Genomic DNA, 25,597 nt, shown 5'->3' on the forward strand with positions numbered 1-25,597 from the left:
TTTAAACATATATATATGAAAGCAAAAAATTGTCTAATTTTTGGTGGAAGTGGTCAAATTGGTAGAAATTTAATTCGAAAACTTACAAAGAATAATTATCAAGTAACTGTTGTAACAAGAAACATTCATCAAAAAAGCTACATAATTAAAACCCAAGCAAATGCAGGCTATATAGATGTTGTAGAATCAAATATTTTTGAAGAACAAAAACTTAGAAAGCTTTTCGAAAAAGTAGACATATGTATAAATTTAGTTGGGATACTATTTGAATCAAAAAAGGGAAACACATTTAAAAATATTCACACAATTTTTCCTTCTTTGTTATCTAAACTTTCAAAAGAATACAAATTAAAGCATTTTATCCATTTATCAGCACTTGGAATAAACGAAGCTACAGATTCTGACTATGCTAAGAGTAAATTAGAAGGTGAGGAAAGAATTCTAAAAAATTTTCCTTTAGCTACAATTATCAGACCTTCAATTGTTTATTCGGTAGATGATAATTTTACTACAAATTTTATGACACTTTTAAATAGATTACCAGCATTCCCACTTTATTATGAGGGCAAAACTAAGTTCGCACCAATTCATTGTTCTGACCTAACAGATGTTATTTTTAATATAATTTCAAATAACGTTAATTCCAAAATAATTGAATGTGTTGGTCCAGAGATAGTTTCGTTTAAAGAAATATTAGAAAAATTACTAAATTTAATTGGAAAGAAAAGATTATTAATACCAATGCCTTTACCAATAGCACAAATGTCAGCAAGATTTTTTGAAATAATGCCAAAGCCAGTTTTGACCAGAGATCAATTAAAACTTTTAAAATATGATAATGTTTTATCTGGTAAATATAAATCTAACTCAGACATAGGAGTTCCAAGCTTAAAGTACTTCGATGAAGAAGTTAAAAAATATTGTTATATGTGGAGGGAAGGTGGTCAATTTTCTACAGAAAAATATAATTCAGATAATATAGATATTAAAACGAGTTAAAATTTAAGCAGATTGAATTTTTTTTTCAATAAACTCTGGAACTTCCTCTTTTTCTGTAACTTCTTCTTTTTTACCTTTTGGTTGATAAGCATAAAGTAAATGAAGTTTGCAATAAGAGAAATCTTTTAAAGAGGATCTGCCACAAAAATAAAATTCTTTTTCATCTGGATGACCTATTGGCCACTTACATGAATTCTCATCTAGCTCTTCTAATTGTTTAGGATTTTCTGGTTCAAAATCTTTTTCAATAATTAATGATTTAAATTTACTTTTACGGCCTCTTTTTGATTGAATGTTATTCTGCTCAATTGAATTCTCGAAATTTTTATTAGAAGTAGCAGTTCTAGTTTTGATTTTTGCTGAAAGATTTAATCTATGGGCCTTACCAATTACAGCGTTACGACTTATGCCTCCAATAATTTCAGCAATTTGGCTAGCTGTATTGCCTTTGCCCCATAATTCCCTTAATTTTGAAACCTTTTCTTCAGTCCAACTCATATCTATATGTTGTGTTATTTATTTATAAAATGACAATATACTGTTATTAATTTAATTGAAACAATCAAAAAATTAGAGTTATCAACAATAAAAGCCTAGCTCAAATAAAATTAGTTTTTCAATCATAACTTGTATCTATGAAATAAAATTTATAAAACAAATTTAATTTATGAGCAATTTAGCAAAAAATTATAACAGAAAAAAAATTTCATTTAAGTATGGAAAGGGAAGCTATCTTTACTCTACTGATGGAAAAAAATATCTTGATTTTGTGATGGGTATTGCGGTTAATTCTTTAGGTCATGCTCACCCAAGTTTAGTAAAAACAATCAATAAACAATCTAAAAAACTTTGGCATGTTTCAAATGCTTTCCAAATTCCTGAGGGAGAAAATTTAGCTAAAAAATTATGTAAAAAAACATTTGCTGATTATGTAATGTTTCAAAATAGTGGAGCTGAAGCTACAGAGGCAGCTATTAAAGTTGCTAGAAGATATTTTTTTTCAATAGGTAAACCAAATAAAAATAGAATTTTATGCATTAAAAATTCATTTCATGGAAGAACATTAGCTGCAATTTATGCGAGTGGATCAAAGAAAATGACAGAAGGATTTGGGCCCAAAGTAAAGGGATTTGATCACTTTACTTTTGGAGACCACAAAGCATTAGAAAAGAAAATTTCAAAAGATACTGCAGCTATAATGGTTGAAACGATAATGGGAGAGGGAGGAATTAAAGTTATTCCAGATTTCTGTTTAAGAGAGCTTAGAAAATTATGTAATAAGAAAAAAATTCTTTTAATTTTGGATGAAGTTCAATGTGGAATAGGTAGATCAGGAGATTTTTTTGCATTTGAAAAATCTAAAGTAAAACCAGATATAGTCCCAATAGCCAAAGGAATTGGAGGTGGATTTCCTATAGGAGCAGTTCTTATGAATAAAAAAGTAGCCATAGGTATGGTACCTGGTACTCATGGATCTACATTTGGAGGTAATCCACTTGCCATGTCGGTTGGAAATAAAGTAATGGATATAGTTTCAAATAAAAAGTTTTTAAATAATGTAAAAAAATTATCTAAATATTTCTTATCAAACTTAAACAAAATTAAGGAAAAATATCCTAGTATTATTAAACAAATAAGAGGAAGAGGTTTTTTAATCGGAATACAGCTGCATCAAGATCAGACAAATTTTATTAAAAAATTAATGGAAAATAAATTATTAACTATTCGTGCCGCAGAAAATGTTGTCCGTATTTTACCACCACTAAATGTTAATAAAAATGAGCTTGATGAAGCTTTAAAAATTATAAATAAAGTTTGTAGCCAATTTAAATAGTTATGAAACATTTTATAAATTTAAAAGATATTCCTTGTAAAGATTTAAGAAAAATAATTACTGATGCAAAAAAAAGAAAAAGTTCTCGAAGAAAACTCAATACTCTAGAAATAGACAAAGGTGCTCCATTAAAAGGAAAAATTTTGATCCAAATGTTTGAAAAACCAAGCTTAAGAACTAGAATGAGTTTTTATTTAGCAATAAAACAGCTTGGAGGAGGTACTTTAACACTTAGATCTAATGAACTTCATTTAGGACAAGGTGGTGAAAGTATATCAGACACAGCGAAGGTTCTGTCAACTTATGGGGATGGATTTATGTTGAGAACAGATAGTGATAAAAAAATTGAAGATTTCAAAAAATATTTATCTATTCCAGTCATCAATGGTTTGAGCCCATCATCTCATCCAACTCAAGTGCTTTCAGATGTTTTTACAGTTGAAGAGATTACAAAAAAACCCATTTCCAAATTAAATATTTGCTGGATTGGTGATTCAAATAATGTGTTGGATAGTTTGATCGCTGCTTCAGTTAAGTTTTCTTTCAAATTAAGCATTGGCTGTCCGAAAAACTTTGAACCAGGAAAAGAAGTGAGAAATTGGGTAAAAAAAAATAAGAGAAAAATTTATATTTATAATGATCCAAAAAAAGCTGCTAGTGGAGCTGATGTAATTTTTTCTGATAAAGTTATTTCGTTAAATGACAAAGTAAACAAAAAGAAAAAAATTCAGGCATTTAAAAAATTTAAAATTGATAAAAAATTAATGAGTTTTGCAAATAAGAATTGTATTTTTTTACACTGTCTGCCTAGAGGGAATGAAGTTTCCGAAGATATTTTCTTAGGAAAAAAATCTCATGTATGGTTGCAGGCTCTTAATAGAGTTCATGTTCAAAAAAGTATACTGTTGTATTGTTTTGGAAGATTAAGGTAGTGGAACTGGGCTATCTGAATTTTCATTTAGATACTTAATTACAGAAGCTCTATCTGCTTCTTTTCTTAAGCCTGCATAAGCCATTTTTGTACCTTTAATATATTTTGCAGGTTTTTTTAGAAATCCATTTAGCTCTTCAAATGTCCATTCTTTTTCATAAGCAGCTAATGCTTTTGAATATTTATAATCTTCAACTGCTCCAACTTTTCTTCCAACGACATTATATAAAGCTGGACCTATAGCATTTTTCCCACCCTTAATTATTGAGTGACAGGCTGCACACTTTTTAAATATTTTTTCTCCACTTGCTATATCCCCCATGGCCATTAATGCAGCAATATCGACTTTTTCTTCTGCAGCGTTTGTTGTAGAAGATGATGCGGTAGATACCTGCTCAACTTCCACCGTGTAACCTGGAGTTTCTGGCTTTTCTACATGAAAAATTACATCAGATAATTTTCCTATACCAATAACAAGAAGTGCCACCATTAGAACTGCAGCTACAATTTTGTTAATTTCAAAAGAATCCATTTTTATAAATTTAATTTTGAACGTATAACATGATAAATTAAAATTTGACTAAAATTTAATGTACAAATTTGCCTCTATTTTAATTAGTGATTAATGAAAACTCTTATAATTATACCCTCTAGATTATCCGCAACTAGGCTTCCGGGAAAACCATTATTAAAAATCAATGATATTTCAATTATTTCACATGTATTTAATAAGGCAAAAGAAGCAAATATTGGAGAGGTAATTGTTGCTGCAGAGGATCAAGAGATTGTCAATGATATTAAAAATAATGGAGGAAATGCTATTTTAACAAGCAATAAACATAAAACTGGTACAGACCGAATATATGAAGCTTATCAAAAACTCAACTTAGATAATATTGATTTTATAATGAACCTACAGGGTGACGAGCCAGCAATAAATATAGAGGATATTGTAAACCTAAACCAAATGATGATAGATCACAAAGCAAAAATAGGAACCCTTGCTGCTAAAATTGAGAATAAATCAGATTTAGCAAATGAGAATATAGTTAAAGTTATTACTGAAAATAATTTAGAAGATGACCCGTTTTCTAAAGCAAAAATATTTTTAAGGAAATCTGAAGATACCTCAAATATTTATCACCATATTGGAATTTACAGTTATTCATCTGAAATTCTTAAAAAACTTGTTGAATTACCACAATCAAAAAATGAAATTGAAAATAAATTAGAACAGCTTCGAGCTCTAGACAATAATATTAAAATAAATGTTGCTCTAGCAAGCAAAGCCCCTATAGGAGTTGACACAGAGGAAGATTATCTGGCCTTAAAAAAAATAATGGAATATAAGTCCTGATGGGTAAAATATATTTTCAAGGAACATTTGGAGCTTATTCTCATTTAGCAGCATTATCAATCGACCCTGATGCTGAAATTTTACCTTGTAAAACTTTTGATGATTGTTTTAATAAAGCTTCAGAAGAACCTGATTGTAGAATAATAATTCCAGAGTCTAATAGAATTACAGGAAATATAGGAATTGAATATTTAATCTTTAAGCATAGGTTGAATATTTACCGAGAGCACTTTCAAAAAATCGAACATAATTTATTAGGTCAACAGGGAGCTAAACTGTCTGATATAAAAGAAGTTTATTCTCATGCACAGGGTTTGTCGCAATGTTCAAATTTCATAAAAGAAAATAATATTGCTGAACATATAAGAGCAGATACAGCTGGATCAGCCGAAATGATTTCTAAAACAAAAGACAAAAAACAGGCAGCAATAGCATCATCTCTAAGTGCTGAAATTTATAATCTTGATGTAATTAAAAAAAATATAGAAAACGAGAGTGGAAATTTAACACGATTTCTTGTTATGGGAAAAAATATATCTCAACCTGAGTTTGGAAATAAAAAATATATAACTTCATTTTTATTTAAACTTAAAAGTAAACCTGCAGCTCTTTATCAATCGCTTGGAGGATTTGCTATCAATGGAGTAAATCTAACTAAGCTTCAAAGTTACCCTGAAAAAAATTCTTTCGACTCTTATTTTTTCTTATGTGATTTAGATGGACATATTGAAGATTCAAAAGTTCAAAAATCTCTTGAAGAGCTAGGCTTACATTGTGAGGATTTTCACGTCCTAGGTGTTTTTGAAGCCGATAGTTTGAGACAAAAAAAACAATAATCTTTTCTTGTAGATTAGAAATTTTAACTGCTATAATAGAATTGGAGGCTAGAGGTGGATGCTGCTTGAACCCGACCAGATCTTAACGGAAGCAGTCGTAGAGACAGTTATTCAGGTTCTAGTCTCCTTAAAAAATTTATGAATAACAATTCAAAAGTATTGGCTCTTAAATATAGACCTCAAATATTTGATGATCTTATTGGTCAAGATGTTGTTGCAGAAACAATTATAAACTCAATAAAAGCTGACAAAGTACCTAATGCATATTTATTTACTGGAATTAGAGGGATTGGAAAAACTACAACTGCAAGAATTGTAGCAAAAGCCTTGAATTGCTCAAATGGTATTGAAAAAATGTGCATTGATAATTTGTGTGAAAATTGTCAGTCGATTGCAAACTCAAGTCACATTGATGTACTTGAAATGGATGCGGCCAGCAAGACAGGAGTTGATGATGTTAGAGATCTAATTGAGTTTTCCAGATACGGACCTACTTCAGCAAAGTACAAAATTTTTATAATCGATGAAGTTCATATGTTAAGTAAACAAGCTTTTAATGCTTTACTAAAAACATTGGAAGAACCACCTTCATATTTAAAATTTATATTTGCCACAACAGAAATAAAAAAGATTCCTATAACAGTCGTTTCAAGGTGTCAGCGTTTTGATCTTTCAAGGATTAAATCTTCTGAATTGTTAGATTTTATTAAAAAAATTAAAGATAAAGAAAACGGAAAAGTTACTGATGACGCTCTAAAATTAATTGTAAAAATATCTGAAGGCTCAGTAAGAGATGCATTATCTCTATTAGATAGAGCGTTATTGAGTTTAGATAATGATAAAGAACTAGATTTAAATTCTGCTCAGAAGATTTTTGGTTATTTTGATAAATCACAATTAATTGATTTATTTGAATTAATATTGAGAGGAGAAGAAGAAAAGGTAATAAAAATTTACAGAAAAATATATGATCAAGGAGTTGAACCAAAAATATTTTTAAATGATTTTTTAGAGCTGTTATACTACTTTAAAAATATAAATTCTCTAACTTTAGAAAGCACAAATTTTTCTCTTAATGATGAAGAATTTAATAAAATAAAAAACATTTCTAATCAAATCCAACCAGATGTATTAATTTTATTTTGGCAATTTTCTATCAAGTCGTTAGAGGAATTAGATGTTGTATCAAATCAACATTTATCAATTGAGATGTTTTTAATTAGATTAATGCACTTAAGTTCTGTAAAACAAATTAAACAAATAGACACAAAACCTAAAGAAGAAAATTCAACAAGCAAAATTGAAATAAAAACAGAGACTAAAATTATTGATCAAATAAAAAATATCTCTCAAGAAGAAAAAAAGAATCCTGAAATACAAACTGAAGTTAAAGCAGAAGTCAAAACTCAAATTAATTCTTTTGACGAATTAATTGCTATTTGCACAAGTAAAAGAGAATTAAAACTTAAATTTGAATTAGAGAAAAATGTAAATTTGGTTAAATTTGAAAAAAATAGGATTGAGATTTCATTTAATGACAGCCTTGATAAAGATTTTGTAAAAGATCTTTCCACAAAGCTTTTTGAATGGACAAAAGAAAGATGGATTATCACACTTAGTAAATCAAAAGGAGATCTCTCAATTAGAGAAAAGAAACAAAATGAAAAAAAAATATTAATTGAAAAAGCTAAACAAACTGAAATTTATAAAAACTTTATGGAAAATTTTCCTGATGCAGAACTGGTAGATGTTAAATCGATAATTAAGGAGGATAAAAATAATGACTGATTTTAATAAAATATTAGACAAAGCAAAAGAACTTGAAGCAAAAATGAAAGAGAGTCAGCAAAAAATTAAGGAGATTAGAGTAGAGGGTGTTTCTGGCTTAAATTCAGCAAAAATCGTCTTGGATGGAGAAGGTGAAATGCAATCAATTAAACTATCAGATGAAATAATGAAAGAAGACAAATCAATAATAGAAGATTTAATTGTAGCGGCGCATAATAACGCCAAATCACAATTGAAGTCGAAAACATCAGAAGAGATATCAAAAGCTACAGGTGGATTTGGAATACCTGGTTTTAAGTGGCCACTATAGTAGATGCAAAACATTAACGAGATTGAGGAATTAATTAAATTAATTTCAAAGCTTCCAGGTTTAGGACCAAAATCTGCTAAAAGGATTGTTTTAAAACTAATTAATAACCGCGATGAATTAGTAAAACCAATGGCAAATACTTTGGCTCAATTTTATAAAAATGTAACTAGATGTAATTCTTGTGGTTCACTTAAATCAATTTCAACTGGATGTATAAATTGTGAAAATACAAAAAATAAATATTCTAAGATTTGTGTTGTAGAAGACATTGCTGATCAATGGTCGATTGAAAATTCAAATATTTATCAAGGGTATTTTCATATTCTGGGAGGCACCATTTCATCAGTAGGTCAAAGAAAAGAAGATTTACTTGTAAATTCCCTGGTTGAGAGAGTTAATCGAGATAAAATTGAAGAAGTTATATTAGCCACAAGTGCAACTGTTGAAGGTCAAACTACTGCTTACTACATCCAAGATAGCCTAAAGAATTCTAATGTAAAAATTACTAAACTTGCACAAGGGTTACCTGTAGGTGGTGAAATTGAAAGTTTAGATGATGGGACTTTATTTTCTGCTTTTAAAAATCGGTCTAATTTAGTTTCTAATTCAGATTAGACTTTTTAGTAAGTCTATTTAAATGCAGTAAAGGTTCAGTATAACCAGATGGTTGTTCTTTTCCTTTAAACACCAAATCACAAGCAGTTTGAAATGCAATTGAATTTTCAAAGTTATTACTCATTCTTACATAATTAGAGTCATTTTTATTTTGGTCATCTACAATTTTAGCCATGTCTTTAAGAATTTCTACAACTTGAATTTTTGTTGTAATTCCATGATGTATCCAATTTGCAATATGTTGAGATGAAATTCTAAGTGTAGCTCTATCTTCCATCAAACCTACGTTATTTATATCTGGTACTTTGGAGCATCCAACTCCTTGATCAATCCATCTCACAACATAACCTAATAGAGTTTGAGCTGAGTTAGAAATTTCTTTATTAATTTCATCTACAGACCAATTTGGTCTATCAGCAGTAGGTATTGTTAAAAGATCATCAAGCTTTGCCTGTTCTCTGTTTTTTATTTTTTGTTGTTCATCAAAAATATTTATTTCGTGATAATGTAGCGCATGCAAAGCTGCAGCAGTTGGAGATGGAACCCATGCACAATTTGCACCTGCTTTTAAATGTCCAGTTTTTTGCTCCATCATATCTTTCATTTTATCTGGCATTGCCCACATACCTTTTCCAATTTGAGCTTTTCCAGAAAATCCACACTTTAAACCAATATCAACATTATTGTTTTCATAGGCTGTAATCCATTTTGAAGTTTTCATGTCACCTTTTTTAATCATCGGACCAGCTTCCATAGAGGTGTGCATTTCATCACCAGTTCTGTCTAGAAAACCTGTGTTTATAAAGAAAACTCTATTTTTTAATGATCTAATGCACTCTTTTAAATTAGCTGAAGTTCTTCTTTCTTCATCCATTATTCCAATCTTGCAGGTGTATTTTGGCAAACCTAAAACTTCCTCAACTTTTGAGAAAAGCAAATCAGTAAATGCAGTTTCATCTGGTCCATGCATTTTTGGTTTCACAATATAAATAGAACCAGTTCTTGAATTGGTTTTTTTTTTAATATCATGAAGGGCAGCAGCTGTAGTAATGAATGCATCCATTATTCCTTCTGGAACTTCACTACCATCTTTTAAAATTATTGATGGATTAGTCATTAAGTGACCAACATTTCTAACTAGCAGTAAACTTCTTCCATGAAGCTTTAAACCTTTTCCATCTTTTGAAATATAGCTTCTATTAGGATTAAGTTTTCTTTCAAATAATTTTCCTTCTTTTTCAAATTTTGATTTTAGATCACCTTTCATTAGACCTAGCCAATTTCTGTAACAAACAATTTTATCTTCTGCATCTACAGCAGCTACACTATCTTCGTTATCGCATATAGTTGACACCGCAGATTCTAAAATTATGTCACTAATACCAGCATGATCTTGTTGAGCCGCAAAAGCTCTTGAATCTTTTAAAATTTCTATATGTAAATTGTTATTTTTTAATATTATAGCAGACGGGTTGTCAGCTTCACCCCTATGACCAATAAACTTATTCTCATCTACCAAATCATATATATCAGCACCTTTTAAAGCTTTAAATTTTCCATGCTTAACCGCAAAACTTGTAATTTTTTGCCAACTCAATCCTGCTAATGGAAAATATTTATCTAAAAAATCTCTTCCATATTTTATTACCATCTCACCTCTTAACGGATCGTATCTTTCAGATACGCTATCTTCTGATTGTTCAATCACATCTGTTCCATACAGACTATCGTATAAGCTCATCCATCTAGCATTAGCTGCATTTAATGCATATCTCGCATTCATTACTGGTACAACAAGTTGAGGCCCAGCAATACTTGTTATTTCCTCATCAACATTTTGAGTTGATATTTCAAAATCATCACCTTCTTCTCTCAAATAACCAATTTCTGTTAAAAATTTTTTATATTCTGACAAATTAAATTCATTTCCCTTATTTTTTATGTGCCAATTGTCTATCTGTTTCTGTAAGTCTTCTCTAAATTTAATTAATTCTTTATTTTTAGTTGCTAATTCATTGACTGTTTTCTCGAACCCTGACCAAAAATTATCAACAGATAGATCTGTTTCTTTTAATAGCTCGTCGCTAATAAATTGAGAAAGTTTTTCAGATACTTTTAAAGTTTTAATATTTATATATTTTTCTTGCATATCACCTAAATTACCCCATCTGTATTTTTGCCTGAGAGTTTTGCTCCTTCGGCGGAATTAATTCTCTTTCCAGAGTGTTATGCAACTATCGGTCCTTTTTACCTGAGAGTTTCCGGGGTGGTTGCTCCTTCGGTGCTAAATTTAATAGTCTCTCCCGACAATAAAATATGTATCCTCTTCTAGAAAAGAGTCAATTAATAACAATTACACTTTAAATTAAATATCATTTTATTGCCTTTTTTATGAATTAACCATCCGCTATAACCTTATTATGAAAAATTATCTTAATTTTGAAACTGAGATTAAAGATTTAGAGACAGAATTGGAAAAATTAAAAGATCCATATAATCAAGAGGGATTATCAGAAGTGGATACCCAAAAAATTTCAAAAACACAAGTTGAGTTAGATCAAAAATTAAATGATATATATTCAAACCTAGATCCATGGCAAACCACCATGGTTGCGAGACATGAAGACAGACCAAAGTCTAAATTTTTCATAGATAATTTATTCGAAGATTTTATTTCTCTATCTGGAGATCGTTATTATGGTGAAGATAAATCTGTACTTACTGGTTTTGCAAAATTTAATGGTCAGTCAGTTTTAGTTATCGGTCAAGAAAAGGGTGAAGATTTAGATAGCAGAATTCAAAGAAATTTTGGGATGATGCGACCTGAGGGTTATAGAAAAACTATTCGTTTAATGAATTTAGCAAATAAATTTAAAATTCCAATTATCTCTTTTATAGACACGCCAGGCGCTTATCCTGGTGTTGGTGCAGAGGAAAGAGGTCAAGCTGAGGCAATAGCAAAATCAATTGAATGCTGTATGGAACTTAAGGTTCCAACTATTGCAATAATTATAGGTGAAGGTGGATCAGGTGGTGCGATTGCATTAGCATCGTCTAACAAAGTTATCATGCTAGAAAATGCTATTTATTCAGTTATATCTCCTGAAGGCTGTGCAACTATATTATGGAGAGATCCAAAAAAAATGCTTGATGCAGCAAAAGCAATGAAGCTTTCCGCAAAAGATTTATTAAAATTAAAAGTTATTGATGAAATAATCCCAGAACCTTTAGGTGGTGCTCACAGGGATAGAGACCTGATGCTTGATAACGTTAGAAAATCTATTTCTACGAATTTAGATCAATACAAAGAAATGACGTCAGAAGATATAATGAATGAAAGAAAAAATAAATTTTTAAAAATTGGAAGAAATGATGGTTTTATGAGCAATGTAGAAGATTTAAGCAATTTGACCATTAAGAAAAACAATTTTGATAATATTTTTAAATCAAAAAAATTATTATTTGGTATTGGTGTAGGTTTATTATTGTTAGCTTCTTTGTTTTTTCTTGTTTAAGAATTATAAAGCTCCATGGCAATGTTTAAACTTCTTGCCTGATCCACAAAAGCAAGGTTCATTTCTTCCCATTTTTTTGGCTTGTGGTTTTGGATTTACTCTTTCCTCATTGGAAGGTCTTTTTTCTGTTATAACTTTTAAGTTCATTAAAATTGTAACGTAGTCTAATTTTAGTTTTTCTAATAAATTTGAAAATAAATCAAAAGCTTCTTTTTTATATTCAACTAAAGGATCTCTTTGACCGTAAGATCTTAATCCAATCACTTGTCTAAGTTGTTCTAAATATTGTATATGTGATTTCCAATTCAAATCTATTGTTTGCAAAAATATTCTTTTTTCAATTTCTTTTGCATGCTGCTCGTTTAGAACTTTAATTCTTTCATTACGTGTCTCATTAAATTTTGAGGATATTTGCTCTTTCAGTTCATTATCTTTTGCAGAAATCAAACTTTCAAGTTCAGTATCATTAAAACTTTTCCCAACAATTTGCCTTACTTTATTGTTAAATTCATTACTTTTTGGATTAGATAGGTTTTGAATTTTTAGTTTTATCAAGTCTTCTGATATTTCTTTTAAAAATTCGTCGGAATAATCAAAAATATTTTCACTATTCATTGCGTTTTTTCTTTGAGAAAACACAACATGTCTTTGGTCATTCAAAACATTATCAAATTTGATAAGTGTTTTTCTGATATCAAAATTTCTGGCTTCAACTTTTTGCTGAGCTCTTTCTAATGCTTTGTTGATCCAAGGGTGATCAATACTTTCACCATCTTTTAAACCAAGTTTTTCAAGCATATTATTCATAGATTCTGAGCCAAAGATTCTCATCAAATCATCCTCTAAACTTACATAAAATACAGAACTACCCTCATCTCCTTGTCGTCCAGCTCTTCCTCTTGCTTGATTGTCTACTCTCCTAGACTCCATTCTTTCGGTACCAATTACAAATAAGCCACCTAGAGATTTAATTTTTTCTTTATCTATTTTTAGCTGATCATCAGGAATTGATCCTTTTTTGCCACCAAGCTGGATGTCAACACCTCTACCAGAAATACTGGTTGTAATTATCAAAGATTTTTCTTTTCCAGCATTTGCAATAATTTCGGCTTCATTTTCATGGTTCTTTGCATTTAAAACTACGTGTTTAATATTTTTTTCATTTAATAATTTAGAATAAACTTCGGATTTGTTGATACTAGATGTGAAAACCAAAATTGGTTGACCAACTTCATGTTTTTCAATGATCTTATTTATTATCGCATCATTTTTTTCTTTATCAGTTCTAAAGATCAAATCATTATGGTCCTTTCGGATCATTTCTTTATTTGTTGGTATTACAACGACTGAAAGATTGTATATCTCAAAAAATTCTTCAGATTCTGTGACTGCAGTACCGGTACAACCTGATATTTTTTTATATAGTTTAAAATAATTTTGATAGGTAATTGATGCTAAAGTTTGATTTTCATTTTGTATCTGAATTTTTTCTTTAGCTTCAAGAGCCTGATGAAGTCCATCTCCAAATCTTCTTCCTTCTAGAATTCTACCAGTTAATTCATCTATAATTTTAAGAACTCCGTCTTTAACTATGTAATCCTTTCCTTTTTCAAATAAGTGATTTGCACGGAGTGCTTGATTTACATGGTGAACTAAATGAAGATTTTCTGGATCATAAAAATTATCATTTTTTAATATACCAGCATTAGAAAAAAGTTTTTCAACATTATTAATACCCTCGTTTGTTAAAAGTATACTTTTTTCTTTCTCATCTATTTCAAAATCTTTGTTATTTAAAATTTTAACAAGTTTATCTATTGTTAGGTATTGAGCAGTTTTATCTTCTGCAGCTCCAGAAATTACAAGTGGAGTTCTTGCTTCATCAATTAAACAGGAATCTATTTCATCTACAATTGAAAATGCATGAGATCTTTGAACCATTTCTTTTTGAGAAAACTTCATGTTATCTCTTAGATAATCAAATCCTAATTCACTGTTGGTTGCATAAGTAATGTCACAATTATAGTTTTTTTTTCTTTCTAGATCATCTTGGTCATTATTTATAAATCCGGAAGTAAGACCTAGAAAACTATATATGAGACCCATTTCTATCGAATCTCTTTTTGCTAAGTAATCATTAACTGTTACTATATGAACTCCATTTTCAGAAAGCGCATTTAAATAAGCCGCTAAAGCAATAGTGAGTGTTTTTCCTTCACCTGTTCTCATTTCAGCAATTTTACCTTCGTGAAGAACTACTCCCCCAATAAGTTGGACATCAAAGTGCTTCTCTTGTCTTGTTCTTTTTGCAGCTTCCCTTACTAGTGCAAATGCTTCAGGTAGAATTTCGTCTAAACTTTTTCCATTTTTTAATTGATTTTTAAATTCAACTGTTTTTTTTGGAAAGTCTGTATCACTTAATTTTATGAATTGTTCCTCGTATGAATTTATTTTTTCTACAATTTTTCCAATTCTATCCAGTTCTTTTTGATTACTAGATTTGATAAATTTTGTAATTAGGTTAAGTGGGTTAAACATGACTATTTGATTTATTCTTTAAATATATTGTTTAATATATGTATTAAACAATTATTTTAAATATCATGGGTATTAATTTAACAAATTTTTTAACCTCGAAATCGAAAAATACCAGAATGATGGATTTCCAGGACCTCGATCATATAGATGGCTTATCTATTTCAGCTCTAAGCGCAGGTTTATATAAAACTAAAAGAGATGATTTAGTAATGTTTTACTTTAGAGATGGCGCAAATCATGCCTCTGTTTATACTAAATCAAAAATTATCTCAGAAAATATTAAATGGAATATAAATCAAAAATCAAAAAAAATTTATTCTCTTATTGTAAATACTAGAAATGCAAATGCTTTTACAGGTAAACAAGGTTACGAAAGTCTCACAAAAATTGCTAATTTAACTTCTGAGCAATTATCAAAAAAACAGTTTGAAGATGAAGATTATCCAAAAAAAATTACTTCAAAAGAAATTATTTTTGGATGCACAGGTACTATAGGTGAAACCTTTCCATGTGAGAAGATAATGGATCAAATTCCAAACTTGATAAAAAAAATTAATTATACACAAAACAAATTTCTTTGGATGAAAGCAGCTTTAGGAATAATGACCACTGATACAAAACCAAAACTTGCGATGGAACAATGTAAAATTGGAGATAAAGAGGTAAAAATTTATGGTGTTGCCAAAGGTTCGGGTATGATATTTCCAAATATGGGAACTACCTTGGCATACATATTTACTGATGCTAGCTTATCCAATGATATTTTAAGTAAGTTATTAAAAAAAAATATTACAAATACATTTAATGCTATCTCATGTGATGGAGATACAAGTACAAATGATATGGTTAGTATTTTTTCAACAAATAAAGCAAACAATTCAAATATTAAAAGTATTAATGATATAAAACTAAAAAAATTCGATAAAGCATTAAACAATGTTTTGTTAAATTTAGCCAAGAGAGTAGTTTCTGATGGAGAGGGAGCATCAAAATTTGTCACTATAAATATTAATAAAAGCAAAAGCGAACAAGATGCAAAGACAATCGCTTTCTCAATAGCAAATTCAGCTTTGGTAAAAACAGCTATTGCGGGTGAAGATCCAAACTGGGGAAGAATAGTGATGGCAATAGGAAAAGCAGGACCAAAAATAAATTTAAATAAATTAGGTTTGAAATTTGGAAATTATCAAATAATTCAGGATGGAAAATTACATAAGAACTACGATGAAAAATTGGTAGCGGAATATATGAAAGGTGAAAATATAGATATCAATGTAGATTTGTTTACTGGTTCTAAAAGCTTTACTGCTTTTACTATGGATTTTACAAAAAATTATATTGAGATTAATGCTGATTATAGAAGTTGAACATATTGAAATATAATTTTTGATAACTAATTCTATACTATGATTAAATACAAACTTTTGTGTAACGACTGTGAATTAAAGTTTGATAGCTGGTTCTCATCTTCATCAGAATATGAAAAATTAAAAAAGAAAAAACTTTTAATCTGTCACAACTGTAATTCTGAAAAAGTTGAAAAAACATTAATGGCTCCTCAGCTAATAAGTAGAAAAGCTAAAAATGAGGAAAAATTTGATACTCAGAAGTTCAAAAAAATTAAGAAAACAATTAAAAATTACCAAAAGTTTATAAAAGATAATTTTAAGTACGTTGGTGATAATTTTGCATATGAAGCTAGAACTATTCACTACAATAGCAAGAAACCTACAAAAGGGATATATGGTAAAGCCTCTCAGAAAGACATTAAAGAGCTCAAAGAAGAGGGCATAGACACACAATTAATTCCTTGGGTTAATGAAAAAGAAAATTAGTTTTTCTTAAATTCAGCAATATAATTTACTGATAAATCTTTTGAAACATTCCATTCATCCCTCAGAATATTAAAATTCATTCCATCTATTTTTTTGAGATTAAGATTGTTTTTGATTAGTATACTTTTTAATTCCTCAGGCTTAACAAACTTTTCCCATTCATGGGTGCCAATAGGAAGCCATCTCAAAACATATTCCGCACCAACAATTGCAAATATATAAGATTTTAAGGTTTTATTTATAGTTGCAACAAACATTAATCCATTTTTTTTTAAAAGGTTAGCACATGATTTTAAAAAAAAATCAACATCCTCAACATGTTCAACAATCTCCATGTTCAAAATTACATCAAATTTTTTTGTAGTTTTTAGTTTTTCGGGCGATGAACATATATAGTTTATTTTAAGATTGTTTTTTTTTGCATGCAAGTTTGCTATGGCAATATTTTTATTTGAAGCATCGATTGCTGTAACATTAGCACCTAATCTACACATGGGCTCAGATAACAATCCACCTCCACATCCAATATCAAGGACATTTATTCCAGAAAGAGGATATTTTTTATTTTTAAGTTGAAATTCCTTAATTATATTTTCTTTAATATATTTTATTCTTATAGGATTAAATTTATGAAGAGGTTTAAATTTTCCTTCCGGATCCCACCATTCGGCCGCCATATTTGAAAATTTTTCTATTTCTTTTTTATTAATACTGTTCATAATATATAATTAGTTGACATAACAATTAAGATGTACTTTATCAATTTATAATTAAATTATATTAATTCAACTGATCATGAAAACTGTTGTACTAAAATTTGGCGGAACTTCTGTTGGTAGTATCGATAGGATAAAAAAAGTATGCAAAATTATAGCTGCTTATAAAAAGAAAAAAAATAGAGTTTTGGTGATTTCGTCAGCAATGAGTGGAGTTACCAATGAGCTTGTAAAAAAATCGAAGCAAATTAGTAATAATTTTAGCAGATCTGAGTATGATGCACTTGTCTCCACTGGAGAACAGGTTTCATGTGCTTTAATTGCAGGAAGACTTACTCATGATGGTTTTAAATCTAGGTCATGGGTTTCTTGGCAATTACCAATAATTACTGATGGACCTTATTCTGGAGCAAGAATTAACAAGATAGTTACGAAAGAATTAAATAATTATGTGAAACAAGGTGGGATTCCAATTGTTACTGGTTTTCAAGGAATTAATAATGAAAATAGAATTACCACAATAGGAAGAAGTGGTTCTGATGCCACTGCAATCATGTTAGCAAAATTTATTAAAGCTGATGAATGTATTATTTATACAGATGTTGATGGTGTTTATACTACTGATCCAAGACAACACAAAAAAGCAAAGAAAATTAAAAAAATATTTTATGATGAAATGTTAGAAATGGCATCTTTAGGATCAAAAGTGATGCAACCAACATCAGTTCAAGATGCAAAGTTAAATAACATTGATATTAAAGTTAAATCTTCATTTGTTAATAAACCAGGTACATTAATAACAGGTTCTAAAAAAGCATTTAGTGATCAAATAATTACTGGCATATCTTCAACTAAAAATGATGCTAAGTTTACAATTGTAGGAGTTAAAGATAGACCTGGTGTCGCTGCTTCAGTTTTTAGACCACTATCAAGAAATTTAATTAACGTTGATATGGTTGTACAAAATATTTCTCAAAATGGAAAAGATACTGACTTAACTTTTACAATTAAATCTGATGATTTAAAAAAAACCGAGAAATTAATTAAGCAAAATAAATCGATATCTTATAAAAAACTTTCTTTTGATAAAAATCTTTCCAAAGTTTCTATAATTGGAGTTGGGATGATTACTACACCTGGAATTACTTACAGGATGTTTCAAGCCTTAGCTTCAGAAAAAATAAACATTTTAGTTATATCAACATCTGAAATTAAAATTTCAGTATTAGTTTCATCAAAAAATGTAAAAAAAGCAATAGCTGCTCTTCATAAAGAATTTAAACTAGATTAAACTTATGAACATAAGACCATTTAGAAATATAAATCGAAAAAAAACTAAAGTAATTAATGTTGGTAATGTTAAAGTTGGTGGTGACAATCCAATATCAGTTCAATCAATGACCAATACTTTGACTACAGATATTTCAGCTACTATAGAACAAATAAATAAAATTCATGAAGAGGGTGCTGACCTAGTAAGAGTTTCCTGTCCAGATGAAGACTCTTCAAAAGCCTTAAAAGAAATTACAAAAAATGTTCAAATACCTGTAATTGCAGACATTCATTTTCATTATAAAAGAGCTATAGAAGCTGCAGAAAATGGAGCAAAGTGTTTAAGAATAAATCCTGGAAATATTGGCGATAAAAATAAAATCTATGAGGTTTTAAGCGCAGCAAAAAATAATGATTGTTCAATTCGAATAGGAGTTAATGCAGGTTCTCTAGAAAAAGATATTCTAGAAAAGTATAAAGAGCCATGCCCCGAGGCATTAGTAGAGAGCGCAAAAAGAAACATTAGAATATTAGAGGATCAAGATTTTTTTAATTTCAAGATAAGCGTCAAGTCCTCTGATGTATTTTTGTCAATTGCAGCTTACAGACAGCTTTCGGATACTACTGATTATCCTCTTCATCTTGGAATAACTGAGGCTGGAAGTTTTGTATCAGGAAGTGTTAAGTCTTCAATAGGACTAGGTTCATTGCTATTAGATGGAATAGGTGACACATTAAGAGTTTCTTTATCAGATGATCCTGTAAAAGAGGTTAAGATTGGAAATGAAATACTTAAATCTTTAGGATTGAGAAATAGAGGAGTTAAAATAATTTCTTGCCCATCTTGCGCAAGGCAAGCATTTCAAGTGATTGATACAGTTAAAATTTTAGAGGAAAAATTATCTCATATAAAAACTCCAATTACCCTGTCGATTATTGGCTGTGTTGTGAATGGACCTGGTGAGGCTGCTTTAACTGATATTGGAATAACTGGAGGTGGAAAAGGTAATAATATGCTCTATTTATCTGGAGTGCAAAGTGAAAAAGTATCTACTAATGATATAGTTAATAAAGTCGTAGAAGAAGTTGAAAAAAAGGCCTCTGAATTAGAAAATAAACAATGATACCAACAAAGACTATTGAAGAATTAATTACAAAACATTCTACACTTGAAAAAGACCTATCATCAGGAAGTTTAGATAACAAAGTATTTGCTGAAAAGTCAAAAGAATATTCAGATGTTAATGAAATAATTTTAAATGCTAAAAAATATTTATCGTTCGAAAATGAAAAACAAGAATTAGAGAAAATATTAGAGGATAACTCATCAGATAAAGAATTAAAAAATATGGCTGAGTTAGAACTTGTTGATTTGAAATCTCAACATGAGATCAATGAAAAAAAATTAAAATTATTCCTACTACCAAAAGATGAAGCAGATAAAAAAAATGCAATAATAGAAATAAGAGCTGGAACTGGGGGATTAGAGGCAAGTTTATTTGCTTCAGACCTTTTCAAAATGTATGAAAAAGTAAGTCATAAAAAAAAGTGGTCGTTAGAACTTATTTCTATTTCAAGAAGTGATGCAGGAGGTCTAAAGGAGGTAATTGCATCTATTAAAGGTACCAATATATATTCAACATTAAAATATGAGAGTGGTGTACATAGAGTTCAAAGAGTTCCAGATACCGAAACACAAGGAAGAGTGCATACATCTGCGGCTACTGTTGCTGTATTACCTGAAGCTGAAGAAGTAGATTTAAAAATAAACGACTCTGACTTAAGAATTGATGTTTTTCGAGCAGGTGGCCCAGGTGGACAATCAGTTAACACAACAGATAGCGCTGTTAGAATAACTCATATACCAACTGGTTTATCAGTTTCTCAACAAGATGAAAAATCGCAGCATAAAAATAAAGCAAAAGGAATGAAAATTTTAAGAGCAAGATTATATGAACTTGAAAGATCAAGAATTGATCAAGAAAGATCACAAGATAGAAAAACTAAAATTGGTACTGGAGATAGATCAGAAAGAATTAGAACTTATAATTTTCCACAGGGTAGAGTTACAGATCACAGAATAAATTTAACTTTGCACAAATTAGAAGAATTTCTAGAAGGTGAAGCTTTTGATGAAATGATAGAAACACTTACACTGCAAGCACAAGAAGAAAGTTTAAATAATTTAAAATAAATGAATATTCAATCAGCAATAACTCAAGGGGCTCAAATTTTAAAAGATAAATTTTGTTTAAATCCTTATTTAGATTCAGAAATTTTAATGTCAAAAGCAATTAATAAAGATAAAAAATACTTAATACTTAATTCTCAAGAAAAAATAGAAGAAATAAATTTAAATTTTTTTCAAAAACTAATTAATGAAAGGTCTAAAGGTAAGCCGGTATCGCATTTGACAAATAAAAAGTTATTTTGGAATTCAGAATTTTTTGTAACAGAAGATACTTTAATACCTCGTCCTGATACTGAGCTAATTGTTGAAAATATTTTAAATTTAACAAAAAATAAAAGTAAACTTAGTATTTTAGATATTGGCATAGGATCTGGATGTATACTTTTGTCCATATTAAAAGAGAGAAAAAATTTTTATGGAACAGGAATAGATATAAGCAAAAATTGTTTAAAAATAGCTTATATGAATGCAACTAATTTAAAAGTACATAATAGACTTAAATTATATAAATCTAATGTTGACAAATTTAGTTTGGGCAAATATGATTTGATTGTTTCTAATCCTCCTTATATTAAAAAACATATAATAAAATATTTGGATAAAGGAGTTGCTAGGTTTGAGCCGAAAATAGCACTAGATGGTGGATTAGATGGTTTATCAGAAATCAGAAAAGTTATTAAAAAATCATCTGAGCTGATTAAAAAAAATGGTAAATTTATTTTAGAGATTGGTTTTGATCAAAAAAATAAAGTAATTAAATTATTAAATAAAGAGGGTTTTTATATAAATAGTGCTCTAAAAGATCTTGCTTATAATGATCGATGCATAATTTGCACAAAAATATAATTATTTAAATCATGGTAACATTTAGGAATAACAGTAATAACAATAATAGAAGAAATAATTTTAGAAGAAACGATAGAAATTTTAAATCTAATGGTGACAGGCAGAAATTTAGTTCAAATTTTTCTAATGGTGATAATTTCAAAAGAAAGTCTCCAGGCAGAAACAATCACAATGCACCAAAATTAATCGAAAAGTACAATGATTTAGCTAGAGAGGCTTTGTCAAACGGTGATAAAATTCTTTCTGAAAATTATCTTCAGCATGCTGATCATTTTACAAGAATACTAAATGAAAGAGAAAGCTTCAAAAAAGAGAGAAATTTAGAAGAGAAATCTGATGAAAATGAAAAAGAAATAAGTAGGCCATCAAAAAATATTGATGTTTCTGAAAAAAATTTAAAAGACAATTCTAACTTAGATATTCAAACTGAAACACCAGCAGAGGCTAATTAATTCAAACCTATAATTTTTTCTGATTTAAGAACATCCAGTTTAATTTTATTAGTTTCAAATAATTTTCTCTCTTTACCTTTTAATATTTTACCTGAGGGAAGTTTTAATTTTTGAGAATTAACTTTTTTTCCATTTATAATTACTTCGTAATGTAAATGAGGTCCAGTAGACTTACCTGTGGAACCAACGTAGCCAATTGTTTGACCTTGTTTTACTCTTACTCCTGCTTTAATGCCACGAGCAAACTTTGACATGTGGGCATACACTGTTTGATAAGTTGAATTATGTCTTATTTTTACACAATTACCACCTCCACCACACCATCCAGCTTTTTTTACAACACCGTCACCAGATGCCATAATAGGTGTTCCTGTGGGTGCTGCAAAATCAGTTCCTCTATGCATTTTATTATATCCATCTATGGGATGTTTTCTCATACCAAAAGGTGATGAAAGTCTTGCTCCATTAATTGGAGTTTTCATTAAAGCTTTTTTAACACTCTTACCATTTTTATCATAATGTCCTTCACTTCCTTCTTTATCAAAATAATAAAGCCCATTATCTTGACCGCTTAATTTTAAATTAGCAAAAAGTATTTCTCCTGTTTCAATGATTTCATTTTTATCATTAAGGAAAACTTCATACATTATTTGAAACTTATCTTGTTTTCTTATATCTCTTTGAAAGTCTACTTGAAAACCATATATCCTAGCAAATTCAATTATTATATTTGCTGGTATTTTTTCATCTGTTGCAGCCTTATATAGACTTTGTAAAATTAAATTTTCTCTGTAAACTATTTTCTTATTTAATTTAATTGAAATAATTTCATCATTAAAAGTATTATCAGAATTGTCTCTTACTAAAAATATTTTTTGTTTATTTGATATTTGAAAAGTAAATTCATTTATTTGATTATTAGTTTTATCTAAGCTGAACTCAATAATTTGTCTGGTATTTAATTTATTAAGATTAACTTTTTTTTTTAAAGCTTTTTTTATTTCTAATATTTCTTTTTTTTGTACTAGATAATTCTCTAAAATTTTATCAAATGTTTCACCAGATTTTATTTTATGTTTTATTTTTTTGTATTTTGGTTCAAGGTTTTCAACTATGTGTGTAAGTGTTTTTTTAAAGTAAATGTTATCAACAAAATTATTATAGATTTCTAACTTCTCTTTTTTTGTTGAATTAAAATATGTAGTGGAGATAGCAGTAAAAAGAATCAATAAAACTAAGCCAAAAATTTCTAAGTTTTTTTTTGTTTTACTTAATAGAATTTTTAACATTTTATATTTAAGCGAACACAATTATTAGTTTAGACAGTGTTAAAAATCAAAAAAAAGCCCTTAAAATGGCGTGTTTTTATTTAAATATTTATTCTTAAATGCTTGATTTCCATTATTTTTAGCCTATAAGCACTGAACTTTCTCAATAAAATTATTGTTAACACAATAAATTAGTGAGGATTATTGAGCCTTTTTTTGCTCAATTAGCTATTTTAAAAGTTAAAATTTAAGAAGAGAAGTGTGGACGGTTAAGGTTACCAAAAATTTGTCGTACACACTTCAATCACATATAAATTTTATTCTTAGAATTTATATGGAAGCTAGTGTGCGCCGTTTTTAAACTTGAGAGTTTGATCATGGCTCAGAACGTACGCTGGCGGCACGCCTAACACATGCAAGTCGAACGAAGTAGCAATACTTAGTGGCAGACGGGTGAGTAACATGTAGGTATCTACCCTTTGGCCTGGAATAACACGAGGAAACTTGTGCTAATACCGGATAAGTCTTTACGGAGAAAGCTTTATGCACCATTGGATGAGCCTGCACTTGATTAGTTTGTTGGTGGGGTAATGGCCTACCAAGACTGTGATCAATAGCTGATTTGAGAGGATGATCAGCCACATTGGGACTGAGACACGGCCCAAACTCCTACGGGAGGCAGCAGTGGGGAATCTTGCACAATGGAGGAAACTCTGATGCAGCGATGCCGCGTGAGTGAAGAAGGCCCTTGGGTTGTAAAGCTCTTTCGTCGGGGAAGAAAATGACTGTACCCGAATAAGAAGGTCCGGCTAACTTCGTGCCAGCAGCCGCGGTAATACGAAGGGACCTAGCGTAGTTCGGAATTACTGGGCTTAAAGAGTTCGTAGGTGGTTGAAAAAGTTAGTGGTGAAATCCCAGAGCTTAACTCTGGAACTGCCATTAAAACTTTTCAGCTAGAGTATGATAGAGGAAAGCAGAATTTCTAGTGTAGAGGTGAAATTCGTAGATATTAGAAAGAATACCAATTGCGAAGGCAGCTTTCTGGATCATTACTGACACTGAGGAACGAAAGCATGGGTAGCGAAGAGGATTAGATACCCTCGTAGTCCATGCCGTAAACGATGTGTGTTAGACGTTGGAAATTTATTTTCAGTGTCGCAGCGAAAGCGATAAACACACCGCCTGGGGAGTACGACCGCAAGGTTAAAACTCAAATGAATTGACGGGGACCCGCACAAGTAGTGGAGCATGTGGTTTAATTCGAAGATACGCGCAGAACCTTACCAACACTTGACATGTTCGTCGCGACTCTAAGAGATTAGAGTTTTCGGTTCGGCCGGACGAAACACAGGTGCTGCATGGCTGTCGTCAGCTCGTGTCGTGAGATGTTGGGTTAAGTCCCGCAACGAGCGCAACCCTCACTTTTAGTTGCCATCATTTAGTTGGGCACTCTGAAAGAACTGCCAGTGATAAGCTGGAGGAAGGTGGGGATGACGTCAAGTCCTCATGGCCCTTACGTGTTGGGCTACACACGTGCTACAATGGTATCTACAACAGGAAGCAAGACTGCGAGGTCAAGCAAATCCTTAAAAGATACCTCAGTTCGGATTGCACTCTGCAACTCGAGTGCATGAAGCTGGAATTACTAGTAATCGTGGATCAGCGTGCCACGGTGAATGCGTTCCCGGGTCTTGTACACACCGCCCGTCACACCATGGGAGTTGGTTCTACCTTAAGGCAAGGCTTAAAACCCTTGACCACGGTATAGTCAGCGACTGGGGTGAAGTCGTAACAAGGTAGCCGTAGGGGAACCTGCGGCTGGATTACCTCCTTTCTAAGGATGAATGAAAGTAAAATTTCATTCTAAATAATATACAGGTAATGTTGACCGTCCTCATTTCTCTTCTTAAAGTAGTGTTTCTCTTTGCATAGGGGCCGGTAGCTCAGTTGGTTAGAGCACACCCTTGATAAGGGTGGGGTCGAAAGTTCGAGTCTTTCTCGGCCCACCAATTTAAGATCATGGGGGATTAGCTCAGCTGGGAGAGCGCCTGATTTGCATTCAGGAGGTCAGCGGTTCGATCCCGCTATCCTCCACCAAAACACTTAGTTATATAAAATTGTAAAAAATAATAATTAATATCAATATCTATATCCGAACATTAGTAATGTTATTAGCTAATGTTCAAAATAAAAATTTGATTCAACACAGAATTTTTTTCTGTGCATAAATCAAGCGTTTAAGGGCGTGTAGTGGATGCCTTGGCACTGAAAGCCGATGAAGGACGTGATATACT

General features: G+C 30.3%; 22 protein-coding genes, 2 tRNA genes, 2 rRNA genes and 1 riboswitch (1 of these 27 only partly in view). Of the genes, 20 read left to right on the plus strand and 6 right to left on the minus strand.

All coding sequences use genetic code 11. The features are described 5' to 3' along the window. Window positions 1–15: 15 nt before the first annotated feature. Window positions 16–999 (plus strand): complex I NDUFA9 subunit family protein, encoded by a 984-nt coding sequence (locus tag ACTTAO_RS04235; protein ID WP_440691013.1) that lies wholly within the window; start codon window positions 16–18, stop codon window positions 997–999. Between the two features lie 3 nt (window positions 1,000–1,002). On the opposite strand, the gene ACTTAO_RS04240 is transcribed toward ACTTAO_RS04235, so the two are convergent. Then, entirely contained in the window at window positions 1,003–1,497 is a 495-nt protein-coding gene (locus ACTTAO_RS04240; RefSeq protein WP_440691014.1) for a GcrA family cell cycle regulator, read from the minus strand. A 169-nt stretch (window positions 1,498–1,666) separates the two neighbouring features. On the opposite strand from ACTTAO_RS04240, the gene ACTTAO_RS04245 reads away from it, so the two are divergent. Continuing rightward, the gene (locus ACTTAO_RS04245) at window positions 1,667–2,833 is read left to right on the plus strand and encodes an aspartate aminotransferase family protein (RefSeq protein WP_440691015.1); all 1,167 of its coding nucleotides are present in this window, start codon (window positions 1,667–1,669) and stop codon (window positions 2,831–2,833) included. 2 nt (window positions 2,834–2,835) lie between these two features. Next, a complete protein-coding gene (gene argF / locus ACTTAO_RS04250; protein ID WP_440691016.1) occupies window positions 2,836–3,765 on the plus strand; it encodes an ornithine carbamoyltransferase in 930 nt (309 codons plus the stop codon). Here the strand turns inward: argF and ACTTAO_RS04255 are convergent. Further along, a complete protein-coding gene (locus ACTTAO_RS04255) occupies window positions 3,757–4,296 on the minus strand; it encodes a c-type cytochrome (protein ID WP_440691017.1) in 540 nt (179 codons plus the stop codon). The two genes, argF and ACTTAO_RS04255, sit on opposite strands and share 9 nt — an antisense overlap. 93 nt (window positions 4,297–4,389) lie before the next feature. On the opposite strand from ACTTAO_RS04255, the gene kdsB reads away from it, so the two are divergent. The 5 genes from kdsB (at window position 4,390) to recR (ending at window position 8,670) form a co-directional block, all read left to right on the plus strand. Further along, window positions 4,390–5,121: a 3-deoxy-manno-octulosonate cytidylyltransferase gene (gene kdsB / locus ACTTAO_RS04260; RefSeq protein WP_440691018.1), complete on the plus strand. Its 732-nt coding sequence runs from the start codon at window positions 4,390–4,392 to the stop codon at window positions 5,119–5,121. Next, a complete protein-coding gene (locus ACTTAO_RS04265) occupies window positions 5,121–5,957 on the plus strand; it encodes a prephenate dehydratase domain-containing protein (protein ID WP_440613462.1) in 837 nt (278 codons plus the stop codon). Before kdsB ends, ACTTAO_RS04265 begins: the two co-directional genes overlap by 1 nt. A gap of 138 nt (window positions 5,958–6,095) precedes the next feature. Further along, window positions 6,096–7,745 carry a DNA polymerase III subunit gamma/tau gene (dnaX, locus tag ACTTAO_RS04270; protein WP_440691019.1) on the plus strand — a complete coding sequence of 550 codons (1,650 nt, stop codon included), beginning with the start codon at window positions 6,096–6,098 and terminating at the stop codon, window positions 7,743–7,745. Beyond that, window positions 7,738–8,055, plus strand: coding sequence for a YbaB/EbfC family nucleoid-associated protein (locus ACTTAO_RS04275; RefSeq protein ID WP_440647171.1), 318 nt, complete (start codon window positions 7,738–7,740; stop codon window positions 8,053–8,055). Before dnaX ends, ACTTAO_RS04275 begins: the two co-directional genes overlap by 8 nt. 3 nt (window positions 8,056–8,058) lie before the next feature. After that, window positions 8,059–8,670, plus strand: coding sequence for a recombination mediator RecR (gene recR, locus ACTTAO_RS04280; RefSeq protein ID WP_440691020.1), 612 nt, complete (start codon window positions 8,059–8,061; stop codon window positions 8,668–8,670). Here recR and ACTTAO_RS04285 read toward each other — a convergent pair. Further along, window positions 8,657–10,819, minus strand: a complete 2,163-nt coding sequence (locus tag ACTTAO_RS04285) for a malate synthase G (RefSeq protein WP_440691021.1) — start codon at window positions 10,817–10,819, stop codon at window positions 8,657–8,659. The genes recR and ACTTAO_RS04285 overlap by 14 nt on opposite strands. A gap of 79 nt (window positions 10,820–10,898) precedes the next feature. Further along, window positions 10,899–10,986: riboswitch (glycine riboswitch) on the minus strand. A 104-nt stretch (window positions 10,987–11,090) separates the two neighbouring features. Between ACTTAO_RS04285 and ACTTAO_RS04290 the strand changes: the two genes are divergently transcribed. Further along, the gene (locus tag ACTTAO_RS04290; RefSeq protein WP_440691022.1) at window positions 11,091–12,185 is read left to right on the plus strand and encodes an acetyl-CoA carboxylase carboxyltransferase subunit alpha; all 1,095 of its coding nucleotides are present in this window, start codon (window positions 11,091–11,093) and stop codon (window positions 12,183–12,185) included. A gap of 3 nt (window positions 12,186–12,188) precedes the next feature. Here ACTTAO_RS04290 and secA read toward each other — a convergent pair whose 3' ends face one another. Continuing rightward, complete coding sequence (secA, locus tag ACTTAO_RS04295; protein ID WP_440691023.1) at window positions 12,189–14,723, minus strand: preprotein translocase subunit SecA; 2,535 nt, start codon at window positions 14,721–14,723, stop codon at window positions 12,189–12,191. 65 nt (window positions 14,724–14,788) lie between these two features. On the opposite strand from secA, the gene argJ reads away from it, so the two are divergent. Beyond that, window positions 14,789–16,090, plus strand: a complete 1,302-nt coding sequence (gene argJ / locus ACTTAO_RS04300; RefSeq protein WP_440691024.1) for a bifunctional glutamate N-acetyltransferase/amino-acid acetyltransferase ArgJ — start codon at window positions 14,789–14,791, stop codon at window positions 16,088–16,090. A 39-nt stretch (window positions 16,091–16,129) separates the two neighbouring features. Continuing rightward, complete coding sequence (locus tag ACTTAO_RS04305) at window positions 16,130–16,558, plus strand: DUF1178 family protein (protein ID WP_440691025.1); 429 nt, start codon at window positions 16,130–16,132, stop codon at window positions 16,556–16,558. On the opposite strand, the gene ubiG is transcribed toward ACTTAO_RS04305, so the two are convergent. Continuing rightward, window positions 16,555–17,277, minus strand: coding sequence for a bifunctional 2-polyprenyl-6-hydroxyphenol methylase/3-demethylubiquinol 3-O-methyltransferase UbiG (ubiG, locus tag ACTTAO_RS04310; RefSeq protein ID WP_440691027.1), 723 nt, complete (start codon window positions 17,275–17,277; stop codon window positions 16,555–16,557). The genes ACTTAO_RS04305 and ubiG overlap by 4 nt on opposite strands. A gap of 76 nt (window positions 17,278–17,353) precedes the next feature. Here ubiG and ACTTAO_RS04315 point away from each other — a divergent pair, with 76 nt between their 5' ends. The 5 genes from ACTTAO_RS04315 to ACTTAO_RS04335 are packed head-to-tail and all read left to right on the plus strand — an operon-like array spanning window position 17,354 to window position 22,035. After that, the gene (locus tag ACTTAO_RS04315; protein ID WP_440691029.1) at window positions 17,354–18,565 is read left to right on the plus strand and encodes an aspartate kinase; all 1,212 of its coding nucleotides are present in this window, start codon (window positions 17,354–17,356) and stop codon (window positions 18,563–18,565) included. Window positions 18,566–18,569: 4 nt separating this feature from the next. Continuing rightward, window positions 18,570–19,670: a flavodoxin-dependent (E)-4-hydroxy-3-methylbut-2-enyl-diphosphate synthase gene (gene ispG / locus ACTTAO_RS04320; RefSeq protein ID WP_440691031.1), complete on the plus strand. Its 1,101-nt coding sequence runs from the start codon at window positions 18,570–18,572 to the stop codon at window positions 19,668–19,670. After that, on the plus strand, window positions 19,667–20,740 hold the full coding sequence (gene prfA / locus ACTTAO_RS04325; RefSeq protein ID WP_440691033.1) for a peptide chain release factor 1: 1,074 nt from the start codon (window positions 19,667–19,669) through the stop codon (window positions 20,738–20,740). Before ispG ends, prfA begins: the two co-directional genes overlap by 4 nt. Then, window positions 20,741–21,583, plus strand: coding sequence for a peptide chain release factor N(5)-glutamine methyltransferase (gene prmC, locus ACTTAO_RS04330; RefSeq protein ID WP_440691035.1), 843 nt, complete (start codon window positions 20,741–20,743; stop codon window positions 21,581–21,583). Between the two features lie 11 nt (window positions 21,584–21,594). After that, window positions 21,595–22,035, plus strand: a complete 441-nt coding sequence (locus tag ACTTAO_RS04335) for a DUF4167 domain-containing protein (protein ID WP_440691037.1) — start codon at window positions 21,595–21,597, stop codon at window positions 22,033–22,035. On the opposite strand, the gene ACTTAO_RS04340 is transcribed toward ACTTAO_RS04335, so the two are convergent. Next, window positions 22,032–23,324 carry a peptidoglycan DD-metalloendopeptidase family protein gene (locus ACTTAO_RS04340; RefSeq protein ID WP_440691039.1) on the minus strand — a complete coding sequence of 431 codons (1,293 nt, stop codon included), beginning with the start codon at window positions 23,322–23,324 and terminating at the stop codon, window positions 22,032–22,034. The two genes, ACTTAO_RS04335 and ACTTAO_RS04340, sit on opposite strands and share 4 nt — an antisense overlap. 338 nt (window positions 23,325–23,662) lie before the next feature. Between ACTTAO_RS04340 and ACTTAO_RS04345 the strand changes: the two genes are divergently transcribed. The 4 genes from ACTTAO_RS04345 to ACTTAO_RS04360 form a co-directional block, all read left to right on the plus strand. Continuing rightward, window positions 23,663–25,137, plus strand: a 16S ribosomal RNA gene (locus tag ACTTAO_RS04345). A gap of 98 nt (window positions 25,138–25,235) precedes the next feature. Further along, window positions 25,236–25,312: transfer RNA gene (locus ACTTAO_RS04350), tRNA-Ile, on the plus strand. Window positions 25,313–25,324: 12 nt separating this feature from the next. Further along, window positions 25,325–25,400: transfer RNA gene (locus ACTTAO_RS04355), tRNA-Ala, on the plus strand. 130 nt (window positions 25,401–25,530) lie between these two features. Continuing rightward, window positions 25,531–25,597 (plus strand): 23S ribosomal RNA (locus tag ACTTAO_RS04360); it runs 2,686 nt beyond the window's last position. The 16S and 23S rRNA genes sit together here with 2 tRNA genes alongside, the layout of an rRNA operon.

It is taken from the genome of Candidatus Pelagibacter sp. HIMB1782 (genome assembly GCF_052047475.1).
GTDB lineage: Bacteria > Pseudomonadota > Alphaproteobacteria > Pelagibacterales > Pelagibacteraceae > Pelagibacter.

Bases quoted from the DNA above. Each gene is read 5' to 3' on its own strand.
- ACTTAO_RS04235 (WP_440691013.1), top strand. From the start codon at position 16: ATGAAAGCAAAAAATTGTCTAATTTTTGGTGGAAGTGGTCAAATTGGT.
- ACTTAO_RS04240 (WP_440691014.1), bottom strand. From the start codon at position 1,497: ATGAGTTGGACTGAAGAAAAGGTTTCAAAATTAAGGGAATTATGGGGC.
- ACTTAO_RS04245 (WP_440691015.1), top strand. From the start codon at position 1,667: ATGAGCAATTTAGCAAAAAATTATAACAGAAAAAAAATTTCATTTAAG.
- argF (WP_440691016.1), top strand. From the start codon at position 2,836: ATGAAACATTTTATAAATTTAAAAGATATTCCTTGTAAAGATTTAAGA.
- ACTTAO_RS04255 (WP_440691017.1), bottom strand. From the start codon at position 4,296: ATGGATTCTTTTGAAATTAACAAAATTGTAGCTGCAGTTCTAATGGTG.
- kdsB (WP_440691018.1), top strand. From the start codon at position 4,390: ATGAAAACTCTTATAATTATACCCTCTAGATTATCCGCAACTAGGCTT.
- ACTTAO_RS04265 (WP_440613462.1), top strand. From the start codon at position 5,121: ATGGGTAAAATATATTTTCAAGGAACATTTGGAGCTTATTCTCATTTA.
- dnaX (WP_440691019.1), top strand. From the start codon at position 6,096: ATGAATAACAATTCAAAAGTATTGGCTCTTAAATATAGACCTCAAATA.
- ACTTAO_RS04275 (WP_440647171.1), top strand. From the start codon at position 7,738: ATGACTGATTTTAATAAAATATTAGACAAAGCAAAAGAACTTGAAGCA.
- recR (WP_440691020.1), top strand. From the start codon at position 8,059: ATGCAAAACATTAACGAGATTGAGGAATTAATTAAATTAATTTCAAAG.
- ACTTAO_RS04285 (WP_440691021.1), bottom strand. From the start codon at position 10,819: ATGCAAGAAAAATATATAAATATTAAAACTTTAAAAGTATCTGAAAAA.
- ACTTAO_RS04290 (WP_440691022.1), top strand. From the start codon at position 11,091: ATGAAAAATTATCTTAATTTTGAAACTGAGATTAAAGATTTAGAGACA.
- secA (WP_440691023.1), bottom strand. From the start codon at position 14,723: ATGTTTAACCCACTTAACCTAATTACAAAATTTATCAAATCTAGTAAT.
- argJ (WP_440691024.1), top strand. From the start codon at position 14,789: ATGGGTATTAATTTAACAAATTTTTTAACCTCGAAATCGAAAAATACC.
- ACTTAO_RS04305 (WP_440691025.1), top strand. From the start codon at position 16,130: ATGATTAAATACAAACTTTTGTGTAACGACTGTGAATTAAAGTTTGAT.
- ubiG (WP_440691027.1), bottom strand. From the start codon at position 17,277: ATGAACAGTATTAATAAAAAAGAAATAGAAAAATTTTCAAATATGGCG.
- ACTTAO_RS04315 (WP_440691029.1), top strand. From the start codon at position 17,354: ATGAAAACTGTTGTACTAAAATTTGGCGGAACTTCTGTTGGTAGTATC.
- ispG (WP_440691031.1), top strand. From the start codon at position 18,570: ATGAACATAAGACCATTTAGAAATATAAATCGAAAAAAAACTAAAGTA.
- prfA (WP_440691033.1), top strand. From the start codon at position 19,667: ATGATACCAACAAAGACTATTGAAGAATTAATTACAAAACATTCTACA.
- prmC (WP_440691035.1), top strand. From the start codon at position 20,741: ATGAATATTCAATCAGCAATAACTCAAGGGGCTCAAATTTTAAAAGAT.
- ACTTAO_RS04335 (WP_440691037.1), top strand. From the start codon at position 21,595: ATGGTAACATTTAGGAATAACAGTAATAACAATAATAGAAGAAATAAT.
- ACTTAO_RS04340 (WP_440691039.1), bottom strand. From the start codon at position 23,324: ATGTTAAAAATTCTATTAAGTAAAACAAAAAAAAACTTAGAAATTTTT.